The following is a 20831-nucleotide window of genomic DNA, read 5'->3' as shown; positions in this document are numbered from 1 at the left end:
ACTTTATAAGGTGAATAATTATTGGAGGAATATCGATGAGTACTGCTACAAAAGAACGCGATTATTATTTCGACAACGCTAAGTTTATTTTAATTTTTCTCGTCGTGTTCGGGCACTTTATTTCCCCGATAAAAAGTCAAAATGAGTGGCTTTACACGATTTACAACTTTATATACACCTTTCACATGCCTGCATTTATTTTGATAGCAGGATTCTTTACAAAAGGTGTGTGGCGTGATGGCTATCTTCCAAAAATCTTTAAAAAAGTGCTGATTCCTTATTTGGTATTCCAGTTAATCTACAGCTTCTTCTATTATGACTTATACGGTAAAAGTGAAGTGAAACTAGACTTCTTTTCTCCACACTGGACACTTTGGTTCTTATTAAGTTTGGTTTTCTGGAACATCCTTTTAAAAGTCTTTGTGAAAATGAAGTATCCGCTCGTACTTGCCATAGGTATAGGAGTAGCAGTAGGTTATATTCATGACATTGGTACATTTTTAAGTCTCCTTCGAACATTTGTCTTTTTCCCTGTTTTCTTGCTTGGACATCTGCTTGAAAAAAGAGACTTCAAAAAGATATTACGTCCGAGAGCCAAAATTGTCTCAGCTGTTTTCTTAGTGGTACTGTTTATTACGTATCATTTTATTTTTCCAAACGGTACAAAAGAATGGCTTCTCTCGTCATCTTCTTACTCGGAAATCTTAGGATACAACGATTGGTATGGCGGTATTGTACGACTTGCTATGTATGGTGTCATGTTTGCGGCAACCTTCAGCTTTTTAGCACTTCTTCCGCGTAGACGAATGTTCTTTACCGAATTTGGAGAGCGCACATTATATATCTATCTGTTGCATGGATTTGTGTTGAAATATTTATTTACAACAGATCTTTTCGCGTCCATTGAGGAAAACGGTGCATACTTTATGCTCCTCTTCCTAGCTGTTATCGTAACGCTATTTTTAGCAAGCAAACCCGTTATCGCACTAGCACAGCCGTTTATTGAGTTGCGATGGTCTAAGCTTAAAAAAATATTAAAACCAAAGTCCTCTCAGCCTAGAGAGAGTTAATTCTTAAGTAAGAAACACCGCAAAGCCGAAATGGCTAGCGGTGTTTTTTCGTTTCAATAAGAATGAAAAAAATAGAAAGAGTGCGTAAGTTACAGTGAATTTTTAGGAACCTTGTTTATAATAATGTTGTTTTGCCTCTGCTAACACACGTAAAGGAAGTTTATCCGCTAGTTTAAAAGCTTCTTTTTCGTTTAACTCTAATGTCTTAACAAGCTTTTCTATCTTTTCTTCAGATGGAATCATTCTTCCTTTTTCAATATCTGCCATGTATTGAGGAGTGATGCTTAATCGTCGTGCAAGCTCTGATTTACTCAAACCCTTTTGATTTCTAGACAATTCAATAAACTTTCCGAACTCACTCATTTCTAAAACCTCCTTTTCTTTCTGAATAGAACAGCGTGAATTGTATGATGATGTACGCTGCTAATCGGCTCGTCATGTTGCGAAAATCTAGGGTTGGATCAATCTCTACGATGTCCATGCCTTTAACAGATGGTTCTTGTGCCAGATACTGTATTCCCTCAATTAATGAGTCACTGTCTAATCCTCCTGGACCGATCGCAGGACAACCTGGAGCAAAAGCCTGATCTAAAACATCCATGTCGAGAGAAATATATATGTTTTCTGTTGTCTGTTTTAACTGGTCAACTGATTTTTGTAACAAAGAAAGCAAGCCGTTTCTTTTTACATCACCCATCGTGTGAACGGTCACTCCATGGTCCTTGGCATAATCATGATAAAGTTTCCCATTTGAGAAATCTCGAATACCAATCTGAACGAGTTGGTCTCCTGTAATCACTCCATTTTCTATGAGCTGGCGAAACGGTGTACCGTTTGATGGACCACCGTCCTCCGTATTACGAAGATCAAAATGTGCATCAAATTGAATAATGCCTACCCGTCCCTTCGTTTCTTGAAAAGCTTTGATCGCTCCGGCAGAAACAGAATGATCACCACCAAGCGTAATCACACATGCTTCTCTATGCTGAGCTCCAATATCTTTTAAGACCGAATAGATTCTTGATTGTGAAGTAAAGAGATCGGTTACATGCATCTCAATATCTCCAAAATCGGTAATGCTGTGATTCCAAAGATCACACTCTTCTTCGATGCTATATGTGGAAAATGAATGCATCATCGCACGGACGGTCCCTGGTGTGAGATGTGCACCTGAATGTGAAATCGAAGTCTTAGAGAGAGGAGCTCCAGCTATCGCTACTCCTCTCACTTCATCTCCCGACCAAGGCTTCAAAAGCTGACCTGCTTTTTTTATCCCTCTGTCAGTAAATGGCGCCTCGCCCGATTTACGTAGAAAGGGTATAGTTTGCATGAATATCTCCCTTTCCGACTACTAACTTACCGTTCTTCCAAACTTTATTAACGTGGTTCACACCATAGTGATAAGGGATATACTTGTAGTTTGGAACATCCCATAGAACAAGATCTGCTCTTCTTCCTACTTCTAGACTCCCTGCAACATCACCGCGCCCAATCGCGAAAGCTGCGTTGATCGTTACAGCGTTCCAGATTTCTTCGGGTGTCATCTTCAGCTTTAATGCAGCGAGTGTCATAATAAACTGCAGATTTTCTGTAGGTGAACTTCCAGGATTAAAATCCGTCGAAAGGGCTACAGCTGCTCCACTTGAGATCATATCCCGTGCTGGAGCGAAATGATCTTTTCCTAAATAGAATGTTGTTCCTGGAAGAAGGACTGCGATTGTATCTGATTCCCCTAGCATACGAACGCCTTCTTTACTCGCTCCAACTAAGTGATCAGCAGAAACTGCTCCGATCTCACAAGCCATCTCCGTTCCACCGAGAGAATCGATTTCATCCGCATGAATTTTCACACCGAATCCTGCTGTTTTTGCTTTTTGAAGAAAAACTTTAGACTGTTCTACCGTAAACACACCAGTTTCACAGAAAATATCTACAAACTCGGCCAAGCCCTCTTTTGAGATTACGCTTAACAAGGAAAGCATCTCTTCTAAAAAGGCATCTGGTCTTCCTTTATAGTTTTCAGGAATAGCATGAGCCCCCAAAAAAGTAGAAACAAGATCGATCGGGTGGGTTTCATTCAGCTGTTTCGCTACTCTTAACTGCTTTAATTCGGTCTCTTTATCCAGACCGTATCCACTCTTGGCTTCCATAGTCGTAACACCATAAGTTAAACACCTGTTTAAATGGAACATTCCCTTTTCATAGAGGTCATCTTCTGCTGTTTCACGTGTTGCTTTAACCGTTGAATGAATTCCTCCGCCTTGAGCTAAAATTTCTAAATAAGGAACTCCTTGTTGTTTCAAAGCGAGTTCATGCTCTCGTGATCCCCCAAACACTAAATGTGTATGAGGGTCCACTAAGCCTGGTGATAACAGTTTTCCTTCTGCCTCAATCGTTTCTTTTGCTTGTAACTGAGCCGCTTCTTCCGCAGTTCCTATAAACGCGATCACGCCATCTTTTATACCAACAGCTCCGTTATCGATGATGGAGAGTTCATTCATCTGTGTACCTCGAAGCGCCGCTCCATTACTCTTTGGAACAATCACCTGTCCAGCAAAAATCAATGTATCTAGCATTTGTCACACCCCTTTTTAGTTCTCGATCATCGGCAGATCTACGCCTTTTTCTTTCGCTGTTTCAATCGCAAGGTCATAACCTGCATCAGCATGCCTTACGATTCCCATTCCAGGATCACTCGTTAATACACGCTCAAGACGACGAGCGGCTTCTTCTGTTCCATCTGCTACAACGACCATTCCGGCATGCAGAGAATAACCCATTCCAACACCTCCGCCATGGTGCACAGATACCCAGCTTGCACCATTTACCGCATTGATCATCGCGTTTAAAATCGGCCAGTCCGAAACTGCATCACTGCCATCAAGCATTCCTTCTGTTTCACGGTTTGGCGATGCAACTGAACCACAATCTAAGTGGTCACGCCCGATCACGATTGGTGCGGACAATTCGCCGTTAGCTACCATTTCGTTAATAATTTTTCCAAACTTCGCACGTTCACCATACCCTAACCAACAGATGCGGGAAGGAAGACCTTGAAACTGTACTTTTTCTTGAGCCATCTTGATCCATTTGCAGAGGTGCTCGTTATCACTGAACTCTCGTAAAATCACTTCATCTGTTTTTCTAATATCTTCTGGATCTCCCGATAACGCTACCCATCTAAAAGGTCCTTTTCCTTCACAGAACAGCGGGCGAATAAACGCTGGAACGAATCCAGGAAAATCGAAAGCATTTTTTACCCCTTCATCAAGCGCAACTTGTCTGATGTTGTTGCCATAATCAAATACAACTGCACCCTTTTTTTGCATCTCAAGCATCGCCTCTACATGGATCGCCATCGATTTCTTTGACTTTTCGATATATTGCTCAGGATGACGTTTACGAAGTTCTGCTCCTTCTTCCATTGAAAAACCTACTGGTAAATACCCATGAAGCGGGTCATGTGCAGACGTCTGATCCGTAACAAGATCCGGAATCTCTCCCATCTCAATCATCTTTGGTAAAAGCTCAGCAGCGTTTCCTAAAAGACCGATCGATAGTGGCTCACCTTTTGCCGCGTATTCTTTTGCCATGCTTAAGGCTTCGTCTAAACTTTTTGTCATTTTATCTAAGTATCTCGTGTCTAAGCGGCGTTGGATTCTTGTTTCGTCAACATCGATCGCGATCACAACTCCATCATTCATCGTTACTGCTAGAGGTTGTGCCCCACCCATACCTCCAAGACCTGCTGTGAGAGTTATCGTTCCTTTTAGTGATCCGTTAAAATGTTTGCGAGCAGCTTCTGCAAACGTCTCGTACGTTCCTTGCAGAATGCCTTGTGTGCCGATATAGATCCAGCTTCCTGCTGTCATCTGGCCGTACATCATCAGTCCTCTTTTTTCAAGATCACGAAAAGTTTCCCAATTTGCCCATGCAGGAACAAGGTTGGAGTTCGCAAGTAAAACACGTGGAGCATCTTGGTGTGACTTAAATACAGCGACCGGCTTTCCAGATTGCACAAGAAGCGTTTCGTCATTCTCTAAACGCTCTAATGTTTCTATGATCTTATGATAAGAGTCCCAGTTGCGGGCAGCTTTGCCGATACCACCATAAACGACTAGTTCATCGGGATTTTCCGCTACTTCCCCATCTAAGTTGTTCATCAGCATTCGAATGGCAGCCTCTTGAACCCACCCTTTTGCCGATAATGTTGTGCCTCTAGCAGCTGATATAGAATGTTTTACGTTTGACATGTAAAAATACCTCCTTTTAATGTGCTAACTTTTGAATTTTTGATCCGATTAAGATGTCATTCCACGAATTATCAAGGATCCATGAAGCAACAGCTTCCATATCTCGGTGGAACATGCGGTCACATTGTATCGTTGGACAAACGATTCTTCCTTGTTCATATACTCTCTTTGTTTTAGGTGCTAATTTCTCTGCACCTCTAAAATCTGCTGCTTGCATCGCACAGATTAACTCGACAGCAAGAACACGTCTTGCATTCGCAATAATTTGAGCCGCATGCCTAGAAGCGATCGTACCCATACTCACATGATCTTCTTGATTGGCTGAAGAAGGAATTGAATCCACACTTGCAGGATGAGCCAATGTTTTGTTTTCTGATACGAGTGATGCAGCTGCATATTGCATGATCATCGCACCAGACTCAAGGCCTGGATTTGGACTTAAGAAACCAGGTAAGTCACTTAACTGAGGATTGACCATCCGTTCGATCCTTCGCTCAGAAATATTTGCCCATTCTGCTGCTGCGAGCTTTAAGAAATCCATAGCAAAAGCGATAGGCTGGCCATGAAAATTTCCTCCTGATATGATTTTGTTTCCTCCATCAAAAATCAGTGGGTTATCCGTTGCAGCATTCATTTCGATCTCAAGCTTTTCTTTTACATAACCAAGAACTTGCCACGAGGCACCATGAACTTGAGGGATGCACCTTAAGGAGTAAGCATCCTGAACCCGAATCTCTCCTTGTTTCGTTGTAAGCTGGCTGCCTTCTAAATATTCTCTTAAACGCTTGGCAACATCTACCTGCTCTTGATAACCTCGAGCAAGATGGACATCCTCATCGAACGCATCTGTTATACCTCGTAAACTTTCTGTGGTAAGCGCTGCAATCGCATCTGCCATGAGTCCAATACGTTCTGCTTCTATATAAGCAGCAACTCCTTGTGCTGTCATGGCTTGCGTTCCATTGATCAAGGCAAGCCCTTCTTTCGCTGTCAAGACGACAGGTTCAATGCCCGCTCTCTTTAAAGCTTCCTCGCCAGGAATACGTTCTCCTTTGTAATATGCTTCTCCTTCACCAACTAACACAAGTGCTAGGTGAGAAAGCGGGGCAAGATCTCCACTCGCGCCAAGTGATCCTTGTTGAGGAACAACAGGATGCACGTTCTTTTCGACTAACTCTAGCAACCTTTCGATTACAACTGGGCGGATACCGGAAAATCCTTTTAGCAGAGCATTTGCTCTTAAAATAAGCATAAGACGGCTGATTGTCTCAGGAAATGGTTCTCCTATTCCACACGCGTGGCTGCGGATCAGATTGATCTGCAATGTCTCAACATCATCTCTAGAAATAAAAACATCACTAAACTTTCCGAAGCCAGTCGTGATTCCGTATACCACTTTACCTTCAGCCACGATCTCTTCTACCGCTTTCCGGCTATCAGCCACTTTCTTCATACTGACCGGGTATGCTTCTACGGGTTCATTATGATGCAGAATCCGCTTGATTTCTTCCATAGAAAGCGTATTACCAGTTAATGTAATCATTTTCATCCCTCTTTTACTAAGGTTCTTTTTTTTATTGCTTCTCTACTAACTTTTTCACGACTTAAAGCACCTTGAGATTAAAAGAATTTTCCAAACCAACAGTGATTATGAAAGACTATTTATCACTGTTGCTCAAAAAACTTCATTGATTAAGTGATTGGAGTGTAAGGTGCGAGACTCCTGGGGAATCAGCGGGACAGGTGAGACTCTTAACAGCGCAGAGCGCTAAGAGGCTCACCGCACGCCCCCCGGAAAGCGAGTACCTGTAACGGAGATCAATTACTTTCAGGACAACAGGTGTGGCTTTTTCACATACAAAAAGAGCGCACCCGAAAGAAAACTCTTTCGAATACGCCCCCTCATCACTAGTTACTATGGGCATTATTTAAATATGATTGATTCCTAGACCGATCGCCTCATGCTCTAACCCTTTTACAGGCGCACCGATCGTTCCATAGAGAGCGACTGCGACCCAGTCACCTTCTTCTTTCTTCTCATACGGATTACCTCGGACAACGATGAATCGTAAACCTACAGTCCTAAGAACGGTTCCAAGCTGAACCTGTCCTCTTGTCACCCCATGAAAAGCTTCCATGATGGCATGATATAACGAATGTGTTTCACGATAAATTCCGGTTTGAATGATATTTTCACTTTTGGCCGCTGTTTCAATGGCAGCTACTACCTTTTGTGAATCCATTGAACCGGCTTTGCCTACGCAATACTTCCAGCCCAATTTCTCGATTTCAGGCAGATAACTTTCATCTAATACCCCTAACATGGCCATCTTTCCGATCAAACGTTCATTTGATAATGCCATTGCATGAATCACTCTTTCTCTAACGGCTAATAACTATCTCTAGTGTATGCGTTTACAATTTGTCCGTCAATTCCCTTTCAACAACTTATCACAGCAGTTTAGTAAAGAAAATGACACGTATAATCTATCAAACTAGCGGTAAGAATGATAGTAAGAAATATAACGGAATGAGGGTTGTTACATGTTAAACGTACAAAAAGAAATTGCACTTGCTTCAATGTCACGCACACCACAGTTCGAGGAAGATGTGAATGACTTTTTTATCGCTTATGACAAAGGACATAACCCGTTACTGCTCTTACCTACTACAAAAGGGTTTCTTCCTGAAGGACAGGTATACGCGATCGCATTTATTAAAAAAGAAAACAATTCATATCAATTTACTCTTTCAGATAAAATTATGCCTTTTTCGATGGATGAGGCAACGCTCATTCATGATCAGCTCGGTTTCTTCTTCGGTCCAGATAATAATATGCTTTCTTCCTTTTTTAAAGGGGATACGTATGGTGCATATGTAGTCTGGACAAAGCATATGGTCACACAATTGATCAACGAGACTCTGCAGAATTGGCATAACACATCAGATGATTCACAGCGTGAAAAGCATAAAACGCGTCTCACTATGCTTCTTCAAGCTTAAAATTCGAAAACAACAAAAAAACTGACTGCTGCTTCCTTTATGTATTAAACAGATGAAGGAAGTTAACAGTCAGTTTTTTTACTTATATGGATCATGTAGTAGATGAAGTCTGTTCTTTATTACTTTTCTTAAAGTGTTTCTTAATGTAAGTCATTATAAATAGAAGTGGAATATAACTGATGGCTAAATAAAATCCGATCTTGTTCGTGTAGTTGTTTAACAGGTTAATCTTAAGACGGGTGTCCAAATAGTAGCAAGCTGCTAATACTAAAGCTAACATCACGATGAGTGTGATATGATGACGAACGTTCAGCATCAATTTGGCTACACGGCTCGAACACCAAATCGCCAGTGCAATATTAGGCAGAATCACTAAACACCACATGGAGACAAATACGAAATCAAAGCGTTCTACGAATGAGACTTGAACGATTTTCACCATAGATAATGTTGCCCAAATATTTCTAGACAACTGCTCCTCGCTAAAGAAGGCAAACGAAAACAAAGTGACTAACAAGTACATCATAAATGTAAAAAGATTAGCATGATGAGCAAACTTTTGAGAACGCTTTGCATTTTTAATAAACGGATAAAAAACAAGAAGTGTTTCAAAACCTAGGTAGCTCAACATCATATTTTTCGTAGCTGACATGTAATCTTTAATACTTTCATCGAATACAGGCAGAAGATTTGAAAAATGAGTGAATTCCAGTGGATACACTAATAATACGATCAATCCTAATGGAATAACCACCCCTAAAAAGCAGATTCCCGCCACTGATCGAAAACCAGAAGAAACGACGTAGTACGTTAATAAAAGGAATACCGCAGCGATCTTCCATGTACTTAAAGTAGGAAACATCCATACTTGTATGACTTCAATATACGTTCTTAATACAGTAATCGACCAAAGCAGAAAATAGAGAAGTAAAAAAAGGTTGAACAGATTGCCTAGAAAACCGCCAAACAACGTTTTATGTGTGGTCACGATATCTCCGTCGCCATTATCAAGTACGTAATAGATCATCCAGATTAAAATATGTACAAAAACAGCAGCGATGATAACCGAAATCCAAGAATCATAACCTGCGTATTTAGCAATGATCCGCTGATACCCAAGAACCCCTACCCCTACTTGTTCAGAATGAACGAGGAAAAAGACAAGGAAAGGAGAAACGAGAAAAGCTTCTTTAATTTTTTGCATGACGGTCTCTCTTCCTCTCTCTTTAAAGTAGCAATGAAATCTTGTTTAGCTTTCCCAAGAGGAGATCAATTAACCCATATATAACCAAAAAAGCTAATGCAGAATGAAGGAAGTTCCTCATCGCATTAGCTCTTTTTTTACCCAGTGAATACTTCACCGTCTGGATATCTAATATTATCTTTTGTTTGTTTAGCAAGACTGAACGCCAACGTTAGCGGTCCTAATTTACCGAAAACCATTACCACACAGATTACAATTTTCCCGATGACTGTTAGATCTGGGGTCAGACCCATACTTAATCCAACTGTTCCAAAGGCAGAGACAACTTCAAACACGATGACCATAAACGATGTGTCTCTTTGGACATATGTGATAATAAATAGTGCCACAAAAATGAACAGGATAGATATGGTCGTAATCGCAAGAGCTCTATAGACCACTGCATTTCGAATGGTTCTTTTCATAACCACTGTATCATCTTTACCTTTTAAGAAAGCTGCAACCGTAAAGATAATAACGACAAACGTCGTCAGCTTGATTCCTCCACCAGTTGAAGTACTCCCCGCTCCAACAAACATCAATAGAATCATCAATAGAGATGTATCTGGATTGATCGCCGTCATATCAATCGAGTTAAAACCTGCTGTTCTCGGTGTTACACCCTGAAAATACGAAGCCCAGAATTGTTCAGCCCCTGAAAGCATTCCAATGGTCTTAGGGTTATTAAACTCAAATAAGTAGAAGAACAAGATTGCTACAATACTTATAATCAAGGTAGACAGCAACATAACTCTTGAATGAAGAGAAAGTTTTTTCCAGCTACGACTCACCCATAGATCAACCAAAACAGTAAACCCAATTCCCCCTGTTATAAACAGAAACGATATTACGATATTTACCATCGGGTCTCCTACATAACCCATTAGACCGTCAGACCACAAAGAGAACCCAGCATTGTTGTATGCAGATATAACATGAAAAATGCTATAGTAGACTCCTTTACTAACTCCAAAGTCTGGAACAAGCCTTAATGATAGAAAAAAGATGGCGATAATCTGGATGCTGATTGAAAATACAAACAAATTTCGAACTAATCGAATTACTCCGCCGATAGAAGGCTGGTTGAGTGCTTCCTGCATCAATACACGTTGTTTGATGGAAATTTTTCTTCCCATCATAATAACGACGAGCGACGCAAATGACATGACCCCTAGTCCTCCCACTTGGATTAAAAACAAGATAACAATCTCACCAAACAAGGTGAACGTCGAGCCTGGATCAACTGTCGCTAAGCCTGTTACTGTTGCTGCTGAAGTGGCAATAAAAAATGCATCTACCCAAGATAACGTTTCTTCATGAGCAACAGGCAGCTTTAACAAACACATGCCAACAAAAATAAGAAATAAAAACAGCAACGCTAAAAATTGAGGAGGGTTCAATTTAATTGGATTATGCAAAAAACGTTTATGCTTTCTGACATGTAGTGCCAATGCTTACACTTCCTCATCCTCAAATCGATTTAGATCTTCGTTACGTCCGATCACGACAAGTATATCTCCATATTGAAGAGATACATCAGCGATCGGTGAAACGAGAATCTCATCTCCACGTTTGATAGCCACGATATTACAGCCATAGCGTGCACGAACATCAAGATCTGTTAGGGTCTGGTTTACAAGCTTATCTGTTACACCTATCTCTACAATACTGTGTTCATGTGATAGCTCGATAAAATCTATAATCTTTTCAGAAGAAATAAGTTGAGCAACGCGCAGCGCCATATCACGTTCTGGGTGGATAATACGGTCTGCTCCTAGCTTTTCCAACACTTTATGATGATAGTCATTTTGTGCTTTAACCCAAACTTTTTGAACGCCTGCTTCTTTTAGAAGTAGAGTGGTTAGAATGCTAGCTTGAATATCTTCTCCGATCGATACGATGACTTGAGTAAAATTACGAATTCCTAACGACTTCATGACGTTCTCATCAGTAGAGTTTGCTTGAACTGCTTGAGTCGCTATGGTAGCAAACTCATTTACTCTTTCCATGTCTTTATCTATAGCTAGAACATCATAGCCCATCGTTGCAAATTCTCTACAGATGCTGCCACCAAAACGTCCTAGCCCGATAACTGCAAATTGTTTTTTCATTATGGTCTCCCCTTAAAATCCATGAAGTTTTTTACTTCGTTGTTCTCTAGCCTTGCTGGTTAAGAGGCTTACAAATTCAAGTAAAAAAACGCAAAAAAAGACCACACAAAAAAGCGGGTCCGGTTTTCCACCAAATTGACCTCTCCAGTGACATGACGCTTACGGGGTTAGCTGTCGGATTAGGGATTGGAGTATCCCTTTTTGCATATAGAGCAAAATTCACCCCAAAAGATTGGTTCCCCCGTTTTACAGTAGTTTCACTATAAAAATAACTGTAAATTCAGCGATCTAAAGCCTGCTAAATTTCGAATTACATATACTGTAATCCTCTCTCTTTTAAATGTCAATCCATTTTTTTCGTGTTAACAAATACTTTACATTTTACCTAAAAATTGCAGAATCAATACAACGATTCCTATCAGCCACACATAAATGGCAAATCCTTTTAACGTACCTGTTTGAAGAAGTTTAATCATCCACTTTACTGCCACATATCCAAATAGTGCTGACGCTAAAGTACCGATTAATAATGATGAATAAGAGATCGGTGGATGTGCCCCAGTAAATAGATCTTTTGATTGTAAGACTACTCCACCTGCAATGGATGGAATAGATAGTAAAAACGAAAAATAGGCAGCTGCTTTTTTATCGATCTTACAAAAGAGCGCTGCAGCAATCGTTAGACCCGATCGTGAAATAGCAGGAAGAATCGCTGCTCCTTGAAACGTACCGATCACAAGTGCATCTCGTATAGAAATATCCTCGATCCCTTTATATCCATTTCGCTTATAAGAATCAGCCCACCAAAGCAAAAAACCTGTGATCAGAAACTCCCATCCAACAGTGATGCCCGTTTTTGAGATATCTTCAAAAAAATCTTTAAATGCTAGTCCTATAACAGCGGTTGGAATCGTTCCAGCGATAAGCAGAATTCCCGTTTTGCTGAAGGGTTTTTTCATCACTTCTAGTATTTCTCTCCAATACACCGTCATTACGGCAATAAGTGTTCCAATGTGCAGCATACTATCAAGAAACAATCCGGCTTCTTCTAGCTGAAACACTTGCCTGCCGAGCAAAAGATGGCCAGTAGAACTTACAGGTAAAAATTCTGTTACTCCTTGCACAATCCCCAATATTAAGGCCTCAAGCCAATCCATAAAAAAATCCCCCTCACCTAACACGGTCTCGTACAACCTATTCCTGAGGGGGATTTTCTATTCTTGTTTTTTATTGGGTTATACCTGCTATCAGGCATTCACCTGGATTAGAGGACACCTGAGAAAAGACGAGCGAACGATTCTTTTGTGCGTTCCCACAAACCCCTTTTGTAAAACTCAACGGGTTTCACTTTTACAGATTCCACCATATCTTCTTCGTATTGCTCTACAAGATCATCGACAGATGCTGTATTCAGCAAGAAAACGTTCACTTCAAAGTTAAGGTGAAAACTTCTCATGTCCATATTGGCAGTACCGATCGAAGCGGTATCACCATCGATGATGATTACCTTTTGATGAAGGAATCCTTTTTTGTAGGAATAGATCTCTATTCCCGCACGCAAAAGCTCTGGAAAATAGGAGCGCGTTGCATATTGCGTTAAGAATCCATCATTGATCTCAGGAACCAATAACCGAACCTGGACTCCTTTTTTTGCTGCCACTCTCAATGCGGTTCGAATCGCTTCATTTGGAACAAAATATGGCGTTCCGATCCAGATGGATTTCTCTGCACATGAGATCAAAGAATAGAATAGATCACTCATGATCCCAAGCTGGGTGTCCGGACCACTTGCTACAACATGAACGGTTCCGTCTCCTTCGGCAGGGTATGAGGTCGTAAGATGATTATCTTCTAACAGATCTTCTCCACAAACATATTCCCAATCCATTAAGAAGATCGCATGAAGAACTTGCACAGCTTCTCCTTCCATAACCATATGCGTATCTCGCCAGAAACCAATCTCAGGATCTTCTCCTAAATATTCGACTCCTACATTCAGACCTCCAACAAACCCAACCTTTCCATCGATAATGATAATTTTACGATGGTTTCTGAAATTAAGTTTTTGGTTAAAGAAGCCATATCGTACAGGTAGGAACGCTTCCACTAAGATTCCTGCTTTTTTCATTCTATCGATGTCAAATTGCTGAAGAGAAAGACTTCCTATTCCATCATATAAAAACCTAACTTTGACACCCTCATCAGCTTTTCTTATTAACAGATCAATAATATCTTTACCAAGGCGATCTGAGCGGAAAATATAATACTGAATATGTATATACTCCTTGGCTTCTTCTAATCTTGCAAAGATTTCAGGAAACGTCTCTTGGCCATTCTTTAAAATTTTAGAACTTGTTTTTCTGTTTAATCGCGTTAGGGTAATGTGGTGAGCGTGTGTTGCAAAACACTGCTGATGCCTTTTCAAATCACTAAAGTCTGGTTTTTCTTCTTGTTTCGATACTCGGATCCACTCGTCCCTGTCTTTTTTTCTTTTAGATTTGAATAGATGACCTTTTAGATAAAGCTGACCTGAGTACAGATAGAACATATATCCGATAAACGGAAACAGAATCAATACATAAATCCATAGAAGTGTATGTTGAGCTGTTCTGTTCTCAAGCATAAGCGAATAAATCGTATAAAGAATCACTGCGATGTAAAGGAGTCCAAATATCGTTTTGATTACTACATATCCTTCTGCAAAGAAAACGATGTATAAACAAACAAGTAATAATAGTGTGAGGAAAAATTCCCATATTCGTTTCATGCACGTGCTCCTTTTTACTAATCTTCTTTTTCTTCTTTTATTCCCTCCCCTTATTAATTAAAACAAGTGACTTCTCTCTTTTTATACCATTTTTTCTTAGGATTTGCAGATATCACGACTGTTATGAAATTAAGTATTGTTTTAATCATTCGAAACGGTTTTTTTTGTACGCATTGGATTGATATACAGACGCTTCGGAAATTTGCGTGGCCAATCGGTGGTGAATTTTGAATTGGACAGATTATGTGACCAATCCGACAGATTAATCTTCAAATCGGACAGATTCACTAGTCAATTGGACAAATTACCGTCATTAACAAGAAAACGGCGCACATGCACAGACTTCTCTATGGCACTTACTGTCGACTTTTACGAAAATACTGTCCACTTTTTGAGTTTTACTGTCCACTTTCGCTAATTTACTGTCCGCTTTTGTAGATTTACTGTCCACTCTCCTATTTTTACTGTCCACATTAGTTTTAAGCAAAAATAGAAACACATAAAAAAAGCTCTAGAGGTTATCACCACCTCTAGAGCCTTTCAACATTATTCAGCTTTCGCGCCATTCTGTTTCCAATAGTACTCTGCCACTGCTTCAGCAACTGCTTCAGCACTTCTGTACAACTCATCCATGTTGTTATCCACTCCGCCAAACTCAATGAGCAAAGCATGATCAGATAGGTCTTGATTATAAACCCCATTTCCCTGAGTTTTGTTTTTTCCGATGACGCCGCGGCTTAAACCAGGGTATTTTTTATCTAAGATCGCGTTGATCTCTTGCGCTGCTTTTTGGTTATTCTCAAAATTAGGATTCGCTTTACCGATTACGAATAAAGTACGTGCGTATGACTTACCATTGATTTCTGTTGTTGTAGACTTTCCTCTCATTGAATCCCGATGCAGATCAAAGATTAAATCAATATCTTTGTTGCTTGCCATCGCACTTTGAACTAGTGTTCGTGACATCGGATAGCTCTTTCTATAGTCTGTGTTATTCTTCCTCAAAAGCTCCGTCATGTTTGTCATATCGACGGAAGTTCCAATTCCTCTAGCCTCTAGTTCCTCACCGAGTTTTTTCCCTACCATTGTGATGTTTACTTTAGAATGAATAGCATGATCGGGATTCGTGACTCCTTTTAAGTGAGGTAGAAATGATTCCCAACTGTGCGAATGATAGATATACGCGATCTTCTTTCCGCTCGTTGTTTGACCTGGCGGATTCTCTGAATCAGAAGGATCCGGATCTTCCAAACGTTCGATATCTTGAACTTCTGCATCTTCACCACTTAAGAGGAGTTCCATCGGCGGCGGCGATTCGTAAGCAAGGTTTGTGTAATCTGTACCTTCTCCAGCGACAATGATCGTTGAATCATAGAGCGCAAAACCTGGAAGTTCGTTTCCTAATAGACTCCGGATATCCCCAGGCTTTATGCTTGTAGTCAATTCGAACAAAACACTCGATAAAGCCGGAGGTTCACTTTCTTTTGGAAGCTCCTGCGTAAAATATCGATTTTCCCAACCTATGAAATACACGAGTGCTTCACCTGAAAATTCCGTTAACCACTTATGCATGGTTGATGAACTTAGCCGATATTTGTGCTCAAAGGATGTGATAAAACTAGTGGCTACAACAATAAATAGCATGGCGCCTGCAAGTAATAAAGGTAAACGCTTCATATTCAATTGCGGGGTAAACATGTATAACCCTCCACTTCTGTTGACGTTTCTATCACATCCTATGCAGTGAAGAATTTAAATAGAATCCAATCTATGAAAAAATAATAGAGAACTTTTCTACGACTCATTCACTAATACTTTTAAGGCACAAAAAAACCAGTTCCTCAACTGGTTTGTGTTGTAAAGACGATCTCGTCTGGGTCTGTATGATTGCCACTTGCAAGCTTCTCGTAAATATCAATAAAAATACCTAATTCTTCTTGTGATAAATGATTAAGATAGCTACTTATAGAATTAACTCTCTCACTTTCAGCCTCTCGTAAAATTTCATGTCCTTCGTCAGTAATCTCTAAATAGACAATACGACGGTCTAAGTCACTACGGTAACGACTCACAAATCCACGCTTGTACAAACGATCCGCACCAACAGTTATCGCACTTGGTTTTACACCCATATAGTCAGCCAATTTTGAAACGGTCCATTTATTCCTAATACACAACGTCTTCAAAAGTACAAACTGTGTTTTCGTTAACTCCTTTTCTATAGCAATTTCCGGGTGTAAACGCTTTGACACAATATAATGCACTTTCTCCAATCTCTCCACATAGGACTTCAAATCCTTATTCCCCATACTATGAACCTCCAGCCTCTAAGTTGTAATGCGAGTATTATACTAACATTATACAAGAATTTTCATAACATTTGAACTATTATTTACAAATAATGTGTAAAAGTGTTGACGACTAGCATATAAATAGGATATATTGCGTTCAAATATATTTGAACGTTATAGGAGTGTTGAACATGCAGGAAATTTATCATATACGCGAAGTTGAGCAGTTAAAGGTTATCTCTGACCCGCTCCGTATCAAAATCCTATGGGAGATATTAGAAGAAGCTAAGACGGGAAAGATCTTATCAGACCTATTAGAAGTTCCAGCACCAAAGATTCATTACCACCTTAAAGAACTTGAACGTGTAGGTTTAATTAACGTTGAGAGGACAGAAGAAAAGAATGGCATTGTACAAAAGTTCTACAGGCCTGTAGCCCATTCATTTTCAATTGCCGAAATATTGCCTGATCAAAGGCTTGCTGTAAGAGATGAACTTTCAGATGCACTTAAAGAAAATATATTAGTTTCTCTTGAAAAAACAAAATCTATGGTTCGTAAATTAGATCCTGAAATACTAGCTTATTCAGATTCTCCTCTGAAATTTGGTTATCGACATGTAAAACTTTCTTCCGATCAAGTACAACTGTTACACGACAAAGCAAAAGAAATATCTGACTTAATCTCAGAATTTAAGAAGAATGAAAGTGACGATGGTGAGATCTATCACTACTTTATGCTCTCATTTCCTTTGAAAGAGACACCTTATCCTGAAGAGGAGCTAGAGTAAGATGGCTGAAACAGCAGCTTTACTCCAGAAAAGTGAAACAGAGTCTCTATTCAAAAAGCGCTCCTTTCTATTCATATGGGCGATAACAATTTGTTCTTCTTTTTCAATCGCCATTTTTCAATTCTCACAGAGCTGGTACGTCGTAAAGACTCTAGACAAAGAAGCTTCACTCGGCATTGTATTTATTGCAGCCAACGTTCCTCGTATTTTATTCATGGCTATTGGCGGAGTTCTAGCGGATCGAGTCAGCCGTACGAAAATCTTGTTTATCGCAAACTTTCTAAGAACTCTTTTGTTAGTCGGGTTGTTGATCATGCTTACAACAGGGCATCTCTCCCTTCTGTCTTTTATCATTTTTGGTTTATTTTTCGGGGCACTTGATGCTTTCGTATGGCCAGCAAACGGCTCTCTTCTGCCTAATGTTGTCGACCAATCTCAATTAACACGTGCAAATTCAATCATTCAGACCACCCAACAAAGCTCGTTAATACTTGGACCGATGATTGGAGGTCTTCTTGTGGCAAGTAGCGGAGGCTACATACTCTCGTTTGGTGTACCCGCTGTGATGCTGCTGCTCTCTGCCATTCTTGCTTATTTGTTAAATATCCCAGCTACCACGAGTTCAAGTACAGCAAAGCCTGGCATGTGGCTATCTATAAAAGAAGGTATCGATGTAGTAAGACAATCCGCTTTTTTAAAAGCACTCTTTCTTAGTACGATCTTTCTGAATGTTTTCGTAATCGGACCGTTGATGATGGGTTTGCCGATCTTCGTAAAAAACGTGCTCGACGGAAGCGCACTTGATTTTAGCTTTATTGAAGGTTCTATGGCTCTAGGCATGCTAATTAGCTCCGTTATTATAGGTATATTAAACGTTAAGAAAAGACGCGGACTGATGGTGACAGTTTCTTTATTTACCATGAATATATTCTTTTTCTTATTTAGTCAAAGTACCACCCTTTTTGCTTGTATGTTGACGATTTTCTTCATTGGAATTACGTTTCCCGCAACGAATATACCGCTTATTTCGGCGGTACAATCTTCCGTTGATAAGAACCTTCTAGGAAGATTGATGGGTTTGCTAACCATGGCAAGTATGGGTCTTGCTCCTTTATCACTTGCAGCAACGTCCATGTTAATCTCTTATGGCTTTTCTATTGAAAACATTATGGCTCTAGGTGCACTATCTTTAATTGTTGTTAATCTTTTGATCATGTGGAAACTTCCTGCTTTAAGAAAAATGGAATAGGTGGTGTAGACGATGAAAGTATTACTTATTGGCGGCACACGTTTTTTAGGAAAACATGTAGCAGATTCTTTTAACAACAATCATCATGAAGTGACTTTGTTTCATAGAGGGAAAACATCAAAGAAAGGGGTAAAAGAAAACGTTCATGAGATTATTGGTGACAGAGATCTTGATCTGTCCTCACTTAAGAGTGAATCTTGGGACATTGTAGTCGATACGTGTGGCTATTTTCCTAAGCAGGTTCGTAAATCAGCTGAAGCACTCAAGAAAGAAGGAACTTTCTATATCTTTGTTTCTTCAGTTTCCGTTTATGAAGATCAATCCGTTCGAAACATTACGGAGGAAGCGAAAACCGCTGACCTTATTGATCCGACCATTACTGAGATCGCTGAACATTACGGTGCCCTTAAAGCAGCTTGTGAACAAGAAGTTTTAGAGGTATTCGGTGAGAATGCTTTGATCGTGCGTCCAGGTTTGATTGTTGGCCCCCATGATTACACTGATCGTTTTACGTATTGGCCAGACAGAGGTGTTCGAGGTGGAGAAATCTTAATCCCTGATATGAAAGATACGACCGTTCGATTCATTGATGTTCGTGATCTATCGAATTGGATCGTAAGGATGGCTGAGAATAAGGAGAGCGGGATCTATCAAGCTGTTGGAGGTGTGTATGATTTCAATAAGTTTGTTCAAAAATGTTTGCGGAGCCAAGAACACTCCACAATCGTGCCTGTGGCCGAATCCTTCTTGTTAAAGGAGAACGTTGGCGAATGGGTTGAGTTGCCGCTCTGGATCTCAAGTGAAGATTATCGTGGTCTTGATTATGCGGATGATTCTAAAGCAATAAACAAAGGATTGATTTTCCGACCGATAGAAGAAACGTTAAAAGATACTGCAGATTGGTCTCAAAGCCGAAACTTAAATCCAGATGACTGGAAAGCAGGCTTACATCCTGATAAAGAAAAGAAGCTTCTAATAAAATGGAACGAAAGTGTAACGTTAAGTTAAAGAGAAAATAATTTCTTTTATTATTCAAAAATACATGAATGCCCATGGCACTTGTCCATACCATTTGACTCCTGGGGACATATAGTATGATTGTGAGATACAAAATCTCTCCTGTTGGCAAGAGGCCGGCAGAGCAATTCCCTACCCCCCATTTCTTCATCATGCGTTCGGTTTTCTTTACCATAATCCTTTCTAAGGATTATGGCTTTTTTTATAGATGAAAAGGGAGTTCATTCACTTACTCCCTTTTAACACACAAACTTCTTATCTTGGAAGACGCTTAGGATCATCATTAAAATGGATATATTTTTTTAGATGCTCAGGCAGTTCACCTTTTTGAAAAACATGTTGAATATCAGAAAGCGGAATCTCTAAACGTGCCAATGAAGGATATAACGGAAGAATTTCTTTCGGTTCATAAGATTGCTGATAGCTCGTGATCGCTTCGCTCGTCTCTTTTTCAACAGATTGACGATACGCATGAATCTCTTGTATCTGTTTGACCATCATCAAGTACTCTGCTTTTAAACGTTCAAGCTGATGTATTTTCTTTTCCATACTGTTTTTAGCAGTGTCTAATTCTCTATCGCGTGAGGAATATACGGTTTTCAAATACTCAGACAATCGGTCATCTCGGTTTTCTTTTAATTCATCCAGCTGTTCCATGGCATTTCGTTCTTTCTCCATAGCTAACAAGTATTTATTCTTTACTTCTGTTAAATCATCCATCGTGATTTTTGAGTTTCTTCCACCGTATGAATTTAATAACTCTTCATACTCATTTGAAGACCATTCTTTTTGTTTATGTAGTTGCTGCCACTTTTCTTGAGCGCGAGCAATATCGATATCGTATTCTTTTTTCATTTGCTTAAAATGGTTTAATTCAGGATACATAACAATCTCCCTTCGTTTTTCAACATTCATAGTATTCGGGAGGGTTTTGGGTTTAACGTCTCGAAAGTTTAAACAACTGTTTAAATGGATTGATTGTTTAGGTAGTCTGTGGTGGGTTCTTGAAAGTTATTGATTTTCGTTCCAGGTTGCTCGC

19 protein-coding genes and 1 riboswitch are annotated in these 20831 nt (G+C 39.9%); of the genes, 5 read left to right on the top strand and 14 right to left on the bottom strand.

The window, feature by feature from the left end; genetic code table 11:
• Nucleotides 1-35: 35 nt before the first annotated feature.
• Nucleotides 36-1070: an acyltransferase family protein gene (locus ACOZ9X_RS12370; RefSeq protein WP_423418439.1), complete on the top strand. Its 1035-nt coding sequence runs from the start codon at nucleotides 36-38 to the stop codon at nucleotides 1068-1070.
• Between the two features lie 102 nt (nucleotides 1071-1172).
• On the opposite strand, the gene ACOZ9X_RS12365 is transcribed toward ACOZ9X_RS12370, so the two are convergent.
• The 6 genes from ACOZ9X_RS12365 to hutP form a co-directional block, all read right to left on the bottom strand.
• Nucleotides 1173-1433, bottom strand: coding sequence for a helix-turn-helix domain-containing protein (locus ACOZ9X_RS12365; protein ID WP_066391554.1), 261 nt, complete (start codon nucleotides 1431-1433; stop codon nucleotides 1173-1175).
• Nucleotides 1426-2400, bottom strand: coding sequence for a formimidoylglutamase (hutG, locus tag ACOZ9X_RS12360; RefSeq protein ID WP_423418438.1), 975 nt, complete (start codon nucleotides 2398-2400; stop codon nucleotides 1426-1428). The genes ACOZ9X_RS12365 and hutG overlap by 8 nt, the downstream gene beginning before the upstream one ends.
• Complete coding sequence (hutI, locus tag ACOZ9X_RS12355) at nucleotides 2375-3646, bottom strand: imidazolonepropionase (protein WP_423418437.1); 1272 nt, start codon at nucleotides 3644-3646, stop codon at nucleotides 2375-2377. Before hutI ends, hutG begins: the two co-directional genes overlap by 26 nt.
• 15 nt (nucleotides 3647-3661) lie before the next feature.
• The gene (gene hutU, locus ACOZ9X_RS12350; protein WP_423418436.1) at nucleotides 3662-5323 is read right to left on the bottom strand and encodes a urocanate hydratase; all 1662 of its coding nucleotides are present in this window, start codon (nucleotides 5321-5323) and stop codon (nucleotides 3662-3664) included.
• Nucleotides 5324-5339: 16 nt separating this feature from the next.
• Complete coding sequence (gene hutH, locus ACOZ9X_RS12345) at nucleotides 5340-6866, bottom strand: histidine ammonia-lyase (protein WP_423418435.1); 1527 nt, start codon at nucleotides 6864-6866, stop codon at nucleotides 5340-5342.
• Between the two features lie 385 nt (nucleotides 6867-7251).
• A complete protein-coding gene (hutP, locus tag ACOZ9X_RS12340; RefSeq protein ID WP_423418434.1) occupies nucleotides 7252-7686 on the bottom strand; it encodes a hut operon transcriptional regulator HutP in 435 nt (144 codons plus the stop codon).
• 181 nt (nucleotides 7687-7867) lie between these two features.
• Between hutP and ACOZ9X_RS12335 the strand changes: the two genes are divergently transcribed.
• Nucleotides 7868-8326 carry a hypothetical protein gene (locus ACOZ9X_RS12335; protein ID WP_144702689.1) on the top strand — a complete coding sequence of 153 codons (459 nt, stop codon included), beginning with the start codon at nucleotides 7868-7870 and terminating at the stop codon, nucleotides 8324-8326.
• Between the two features lie 91 nt (nucleotides 8327-8417).
• Here ACOZ9X_RS12335 and ACOZ9X_RS12330 read toward each other — a convergent pair whose 3' ends face one another.
• From ACOZ9X_RS12330 to ACOZ9X_RS12300, 7 genes are all read right to left on the bottom strand, one after another.
• The gene (locus ACOZ9X_RS12330) at nucleotides 8418-9530 is read right to left on the bottom strand and encodes a GerAB/ArcD/ProY family transporter (RefSeq protein ID WP_423418433.1); all 1113 of its coding nucleotides are present in this window, start codon (nucleotides 9528-9530) and stop codon (nucleotides 8418-8420) included.
• A 137-nt stretch (nucleotides 9531-9667) separates the two neighbouring features.
• A complete protein-coding gene (locus ACOZ9X_RS12325; RefSeq protein ID WP_423418432.1) occupies nucleotides 9668-11020 on the bottom strand; it encodes a TrkH family potassium uptake protein in 1353 nt (450 codons plus the stop codon).
• A gap of 3 nt (nucleotides 11021-11023) precedes the next feature.
• Nucleotides 11024-11680: a potassium channel family protein gene (locus ACOZ9X_RS12320; RefSeq protein WP_423418431.1), complete on the bottom strand. Its 657-nt coding sequence runs from the start codon at nucleotides 11678-11680 to the stop codon at nucleotides 11024-11026.
• Nucleotides 11681-11820: 140 nt separating this feature from the next.
• A riboswitch (cyclic di-AMP (ydaO/yuaA leader) is annotated at nucleotides 11821-11976 on the bottom strand.
• Nucleotides 11977-12054: 78 nt separating this feature from the next.
• Complete coding sequence (locus ACOZ9X_RS12315; protein ID WP_423418430.1) at nucleotides 12055-12837, bottom strand: undecaprenyl-diphosphate phosphatase; 783 nt, start codon at nucleotides 12835-12837, stop codon at nucleotides 12055-12057.
• A 107-nt stretch (nucleotides 12838-12944) separates the two neighbouring features.
• Nucleotides 12945-14447 (bottom strand): cardiolipin synthase, encoded by a 1503-nt coding sequence (gene cls, locus ACOZ9X_RS12310; protein WP_423418429.1) that lies wholly within the window; start codon nucleotides 14445-14447, stop codon nucleotides 12945-12947.
• Between the two features lie 546 nt (nucleotides 14448-14993).
• Nucleotides 14994-16145 (bottom strand): stage II sporulation protein P, encoded by a 1152-nt coding sequence (gene spoIIP, locus ACOZ9X_RS12305; protein WP_423418428.1) that lies wholly within the window; start codon nucleotides 16143-16145, stop codon nucleotides 14994-14996.
• Between the two features lie 143 nt (nucleotides 16146-16288).
• Nucleotides 16289-16756, bottom strand: a complete 468-nt coding sequence (locus tag ACOZ9X_RS12300) for a MarR family winged helix-turn-helix transcriptional regulator (protein ID WP_144702706.1) — start codon at nucleotides 16754-16756, stop codon at nucleotides 16289-16291.
• 173 nt (nucleotides 16757-16929) lie between these two features.
• Here ACOZ9X_RS12300 and ACOZ9X_RS12295 point away from each other — a divergent pair, with 173 nt between their 5' ends.
• Genes ACOZ9X_RS12295 through ACOZ9X_RS12285 form a run of 3 tightly spaced genes read left to right on the top strand, consistent with a single transcriptional unit; the run spans nucleotide 16930 to nucleotide 19783 of the window.
• The gene (locus tag ACOZ9X_RS12295) at nucleotides 16930-17526 is read left to right on the top strand and encodes an ArsR/SmtB family transcription factor (RefSeq protein WP_423418427.1); all 597 of its coding nucleotides are present in this window, start codon (nucleotides 16930-16932) and stop codon (nucleotides 17524-17526) included.
• A 1-nt stretch (nucleotide 17527) separates the two neighbouring features.
• Nucleotides 17528-18775 carry an MFS transporter gene (locus tag ACOZ9X_RS12290; RefSeq protein WP_423418426.1) on the top strand — a complete coding sequence of 416 codons (1248 nt, stop codon included), beginning with the start codon at nucleotides 17528-17530 and terminating at the stop codon, nucleotides 18773-18775.
• Between the two features lie 12 nt (nucleotides 18776-18787).
• The gene (locus ACOZ9X_RS12285; RefSeq protein WP_423418425.1) at nucleotides 18788-19783 is read left to right on the top strand and encodes an NAD-dependent epimerase/dehydratase family protein; all 996 of its coding nucleotides are present in this window, start codon (nucleotides 18788-18790) and stop codon (nucleotides 19781-19783) included.
• A gap of 264 nt (nucleotides 19784-20047) precedes the next feature.
• On the opposite strand, the gene ACOZ9X_RS12280 is transcribed toward ACOZ9X_RS12285, so the two are convergent.
• Nucleotides 20048-20677 carry a hypothetical protein gene (locus tag ACOZ9X_RS12280; protein ID WP_423418424.1) on the bottom strand — a complete coding sequence of 210 codons (630 nt, stop codon included), beginning with the start codon at nucleotides 20675-20677 and terminating at the stop codon, nucleotides 20048-20050.
• Nucleotides 20678-20831: the final 154 nt, after the last annotated feature.

The organism is Fictibacillus nanhaiensis, from assembly GCF_049537595.1.
In the GTDB taxonomy this organism is placed as follows: domain Bacteria; phylum Bacillota; class Bacilli; order Bacillales; family Fictibacillaceae; genus Fictibacillus; species Fictibacillus nanhaiensis_F.
The sequence above is the reverse complement of the archived record's forward strand: the minus strand, read 5'-3'. Positions and strand labels throughout refer to the sequence as shown.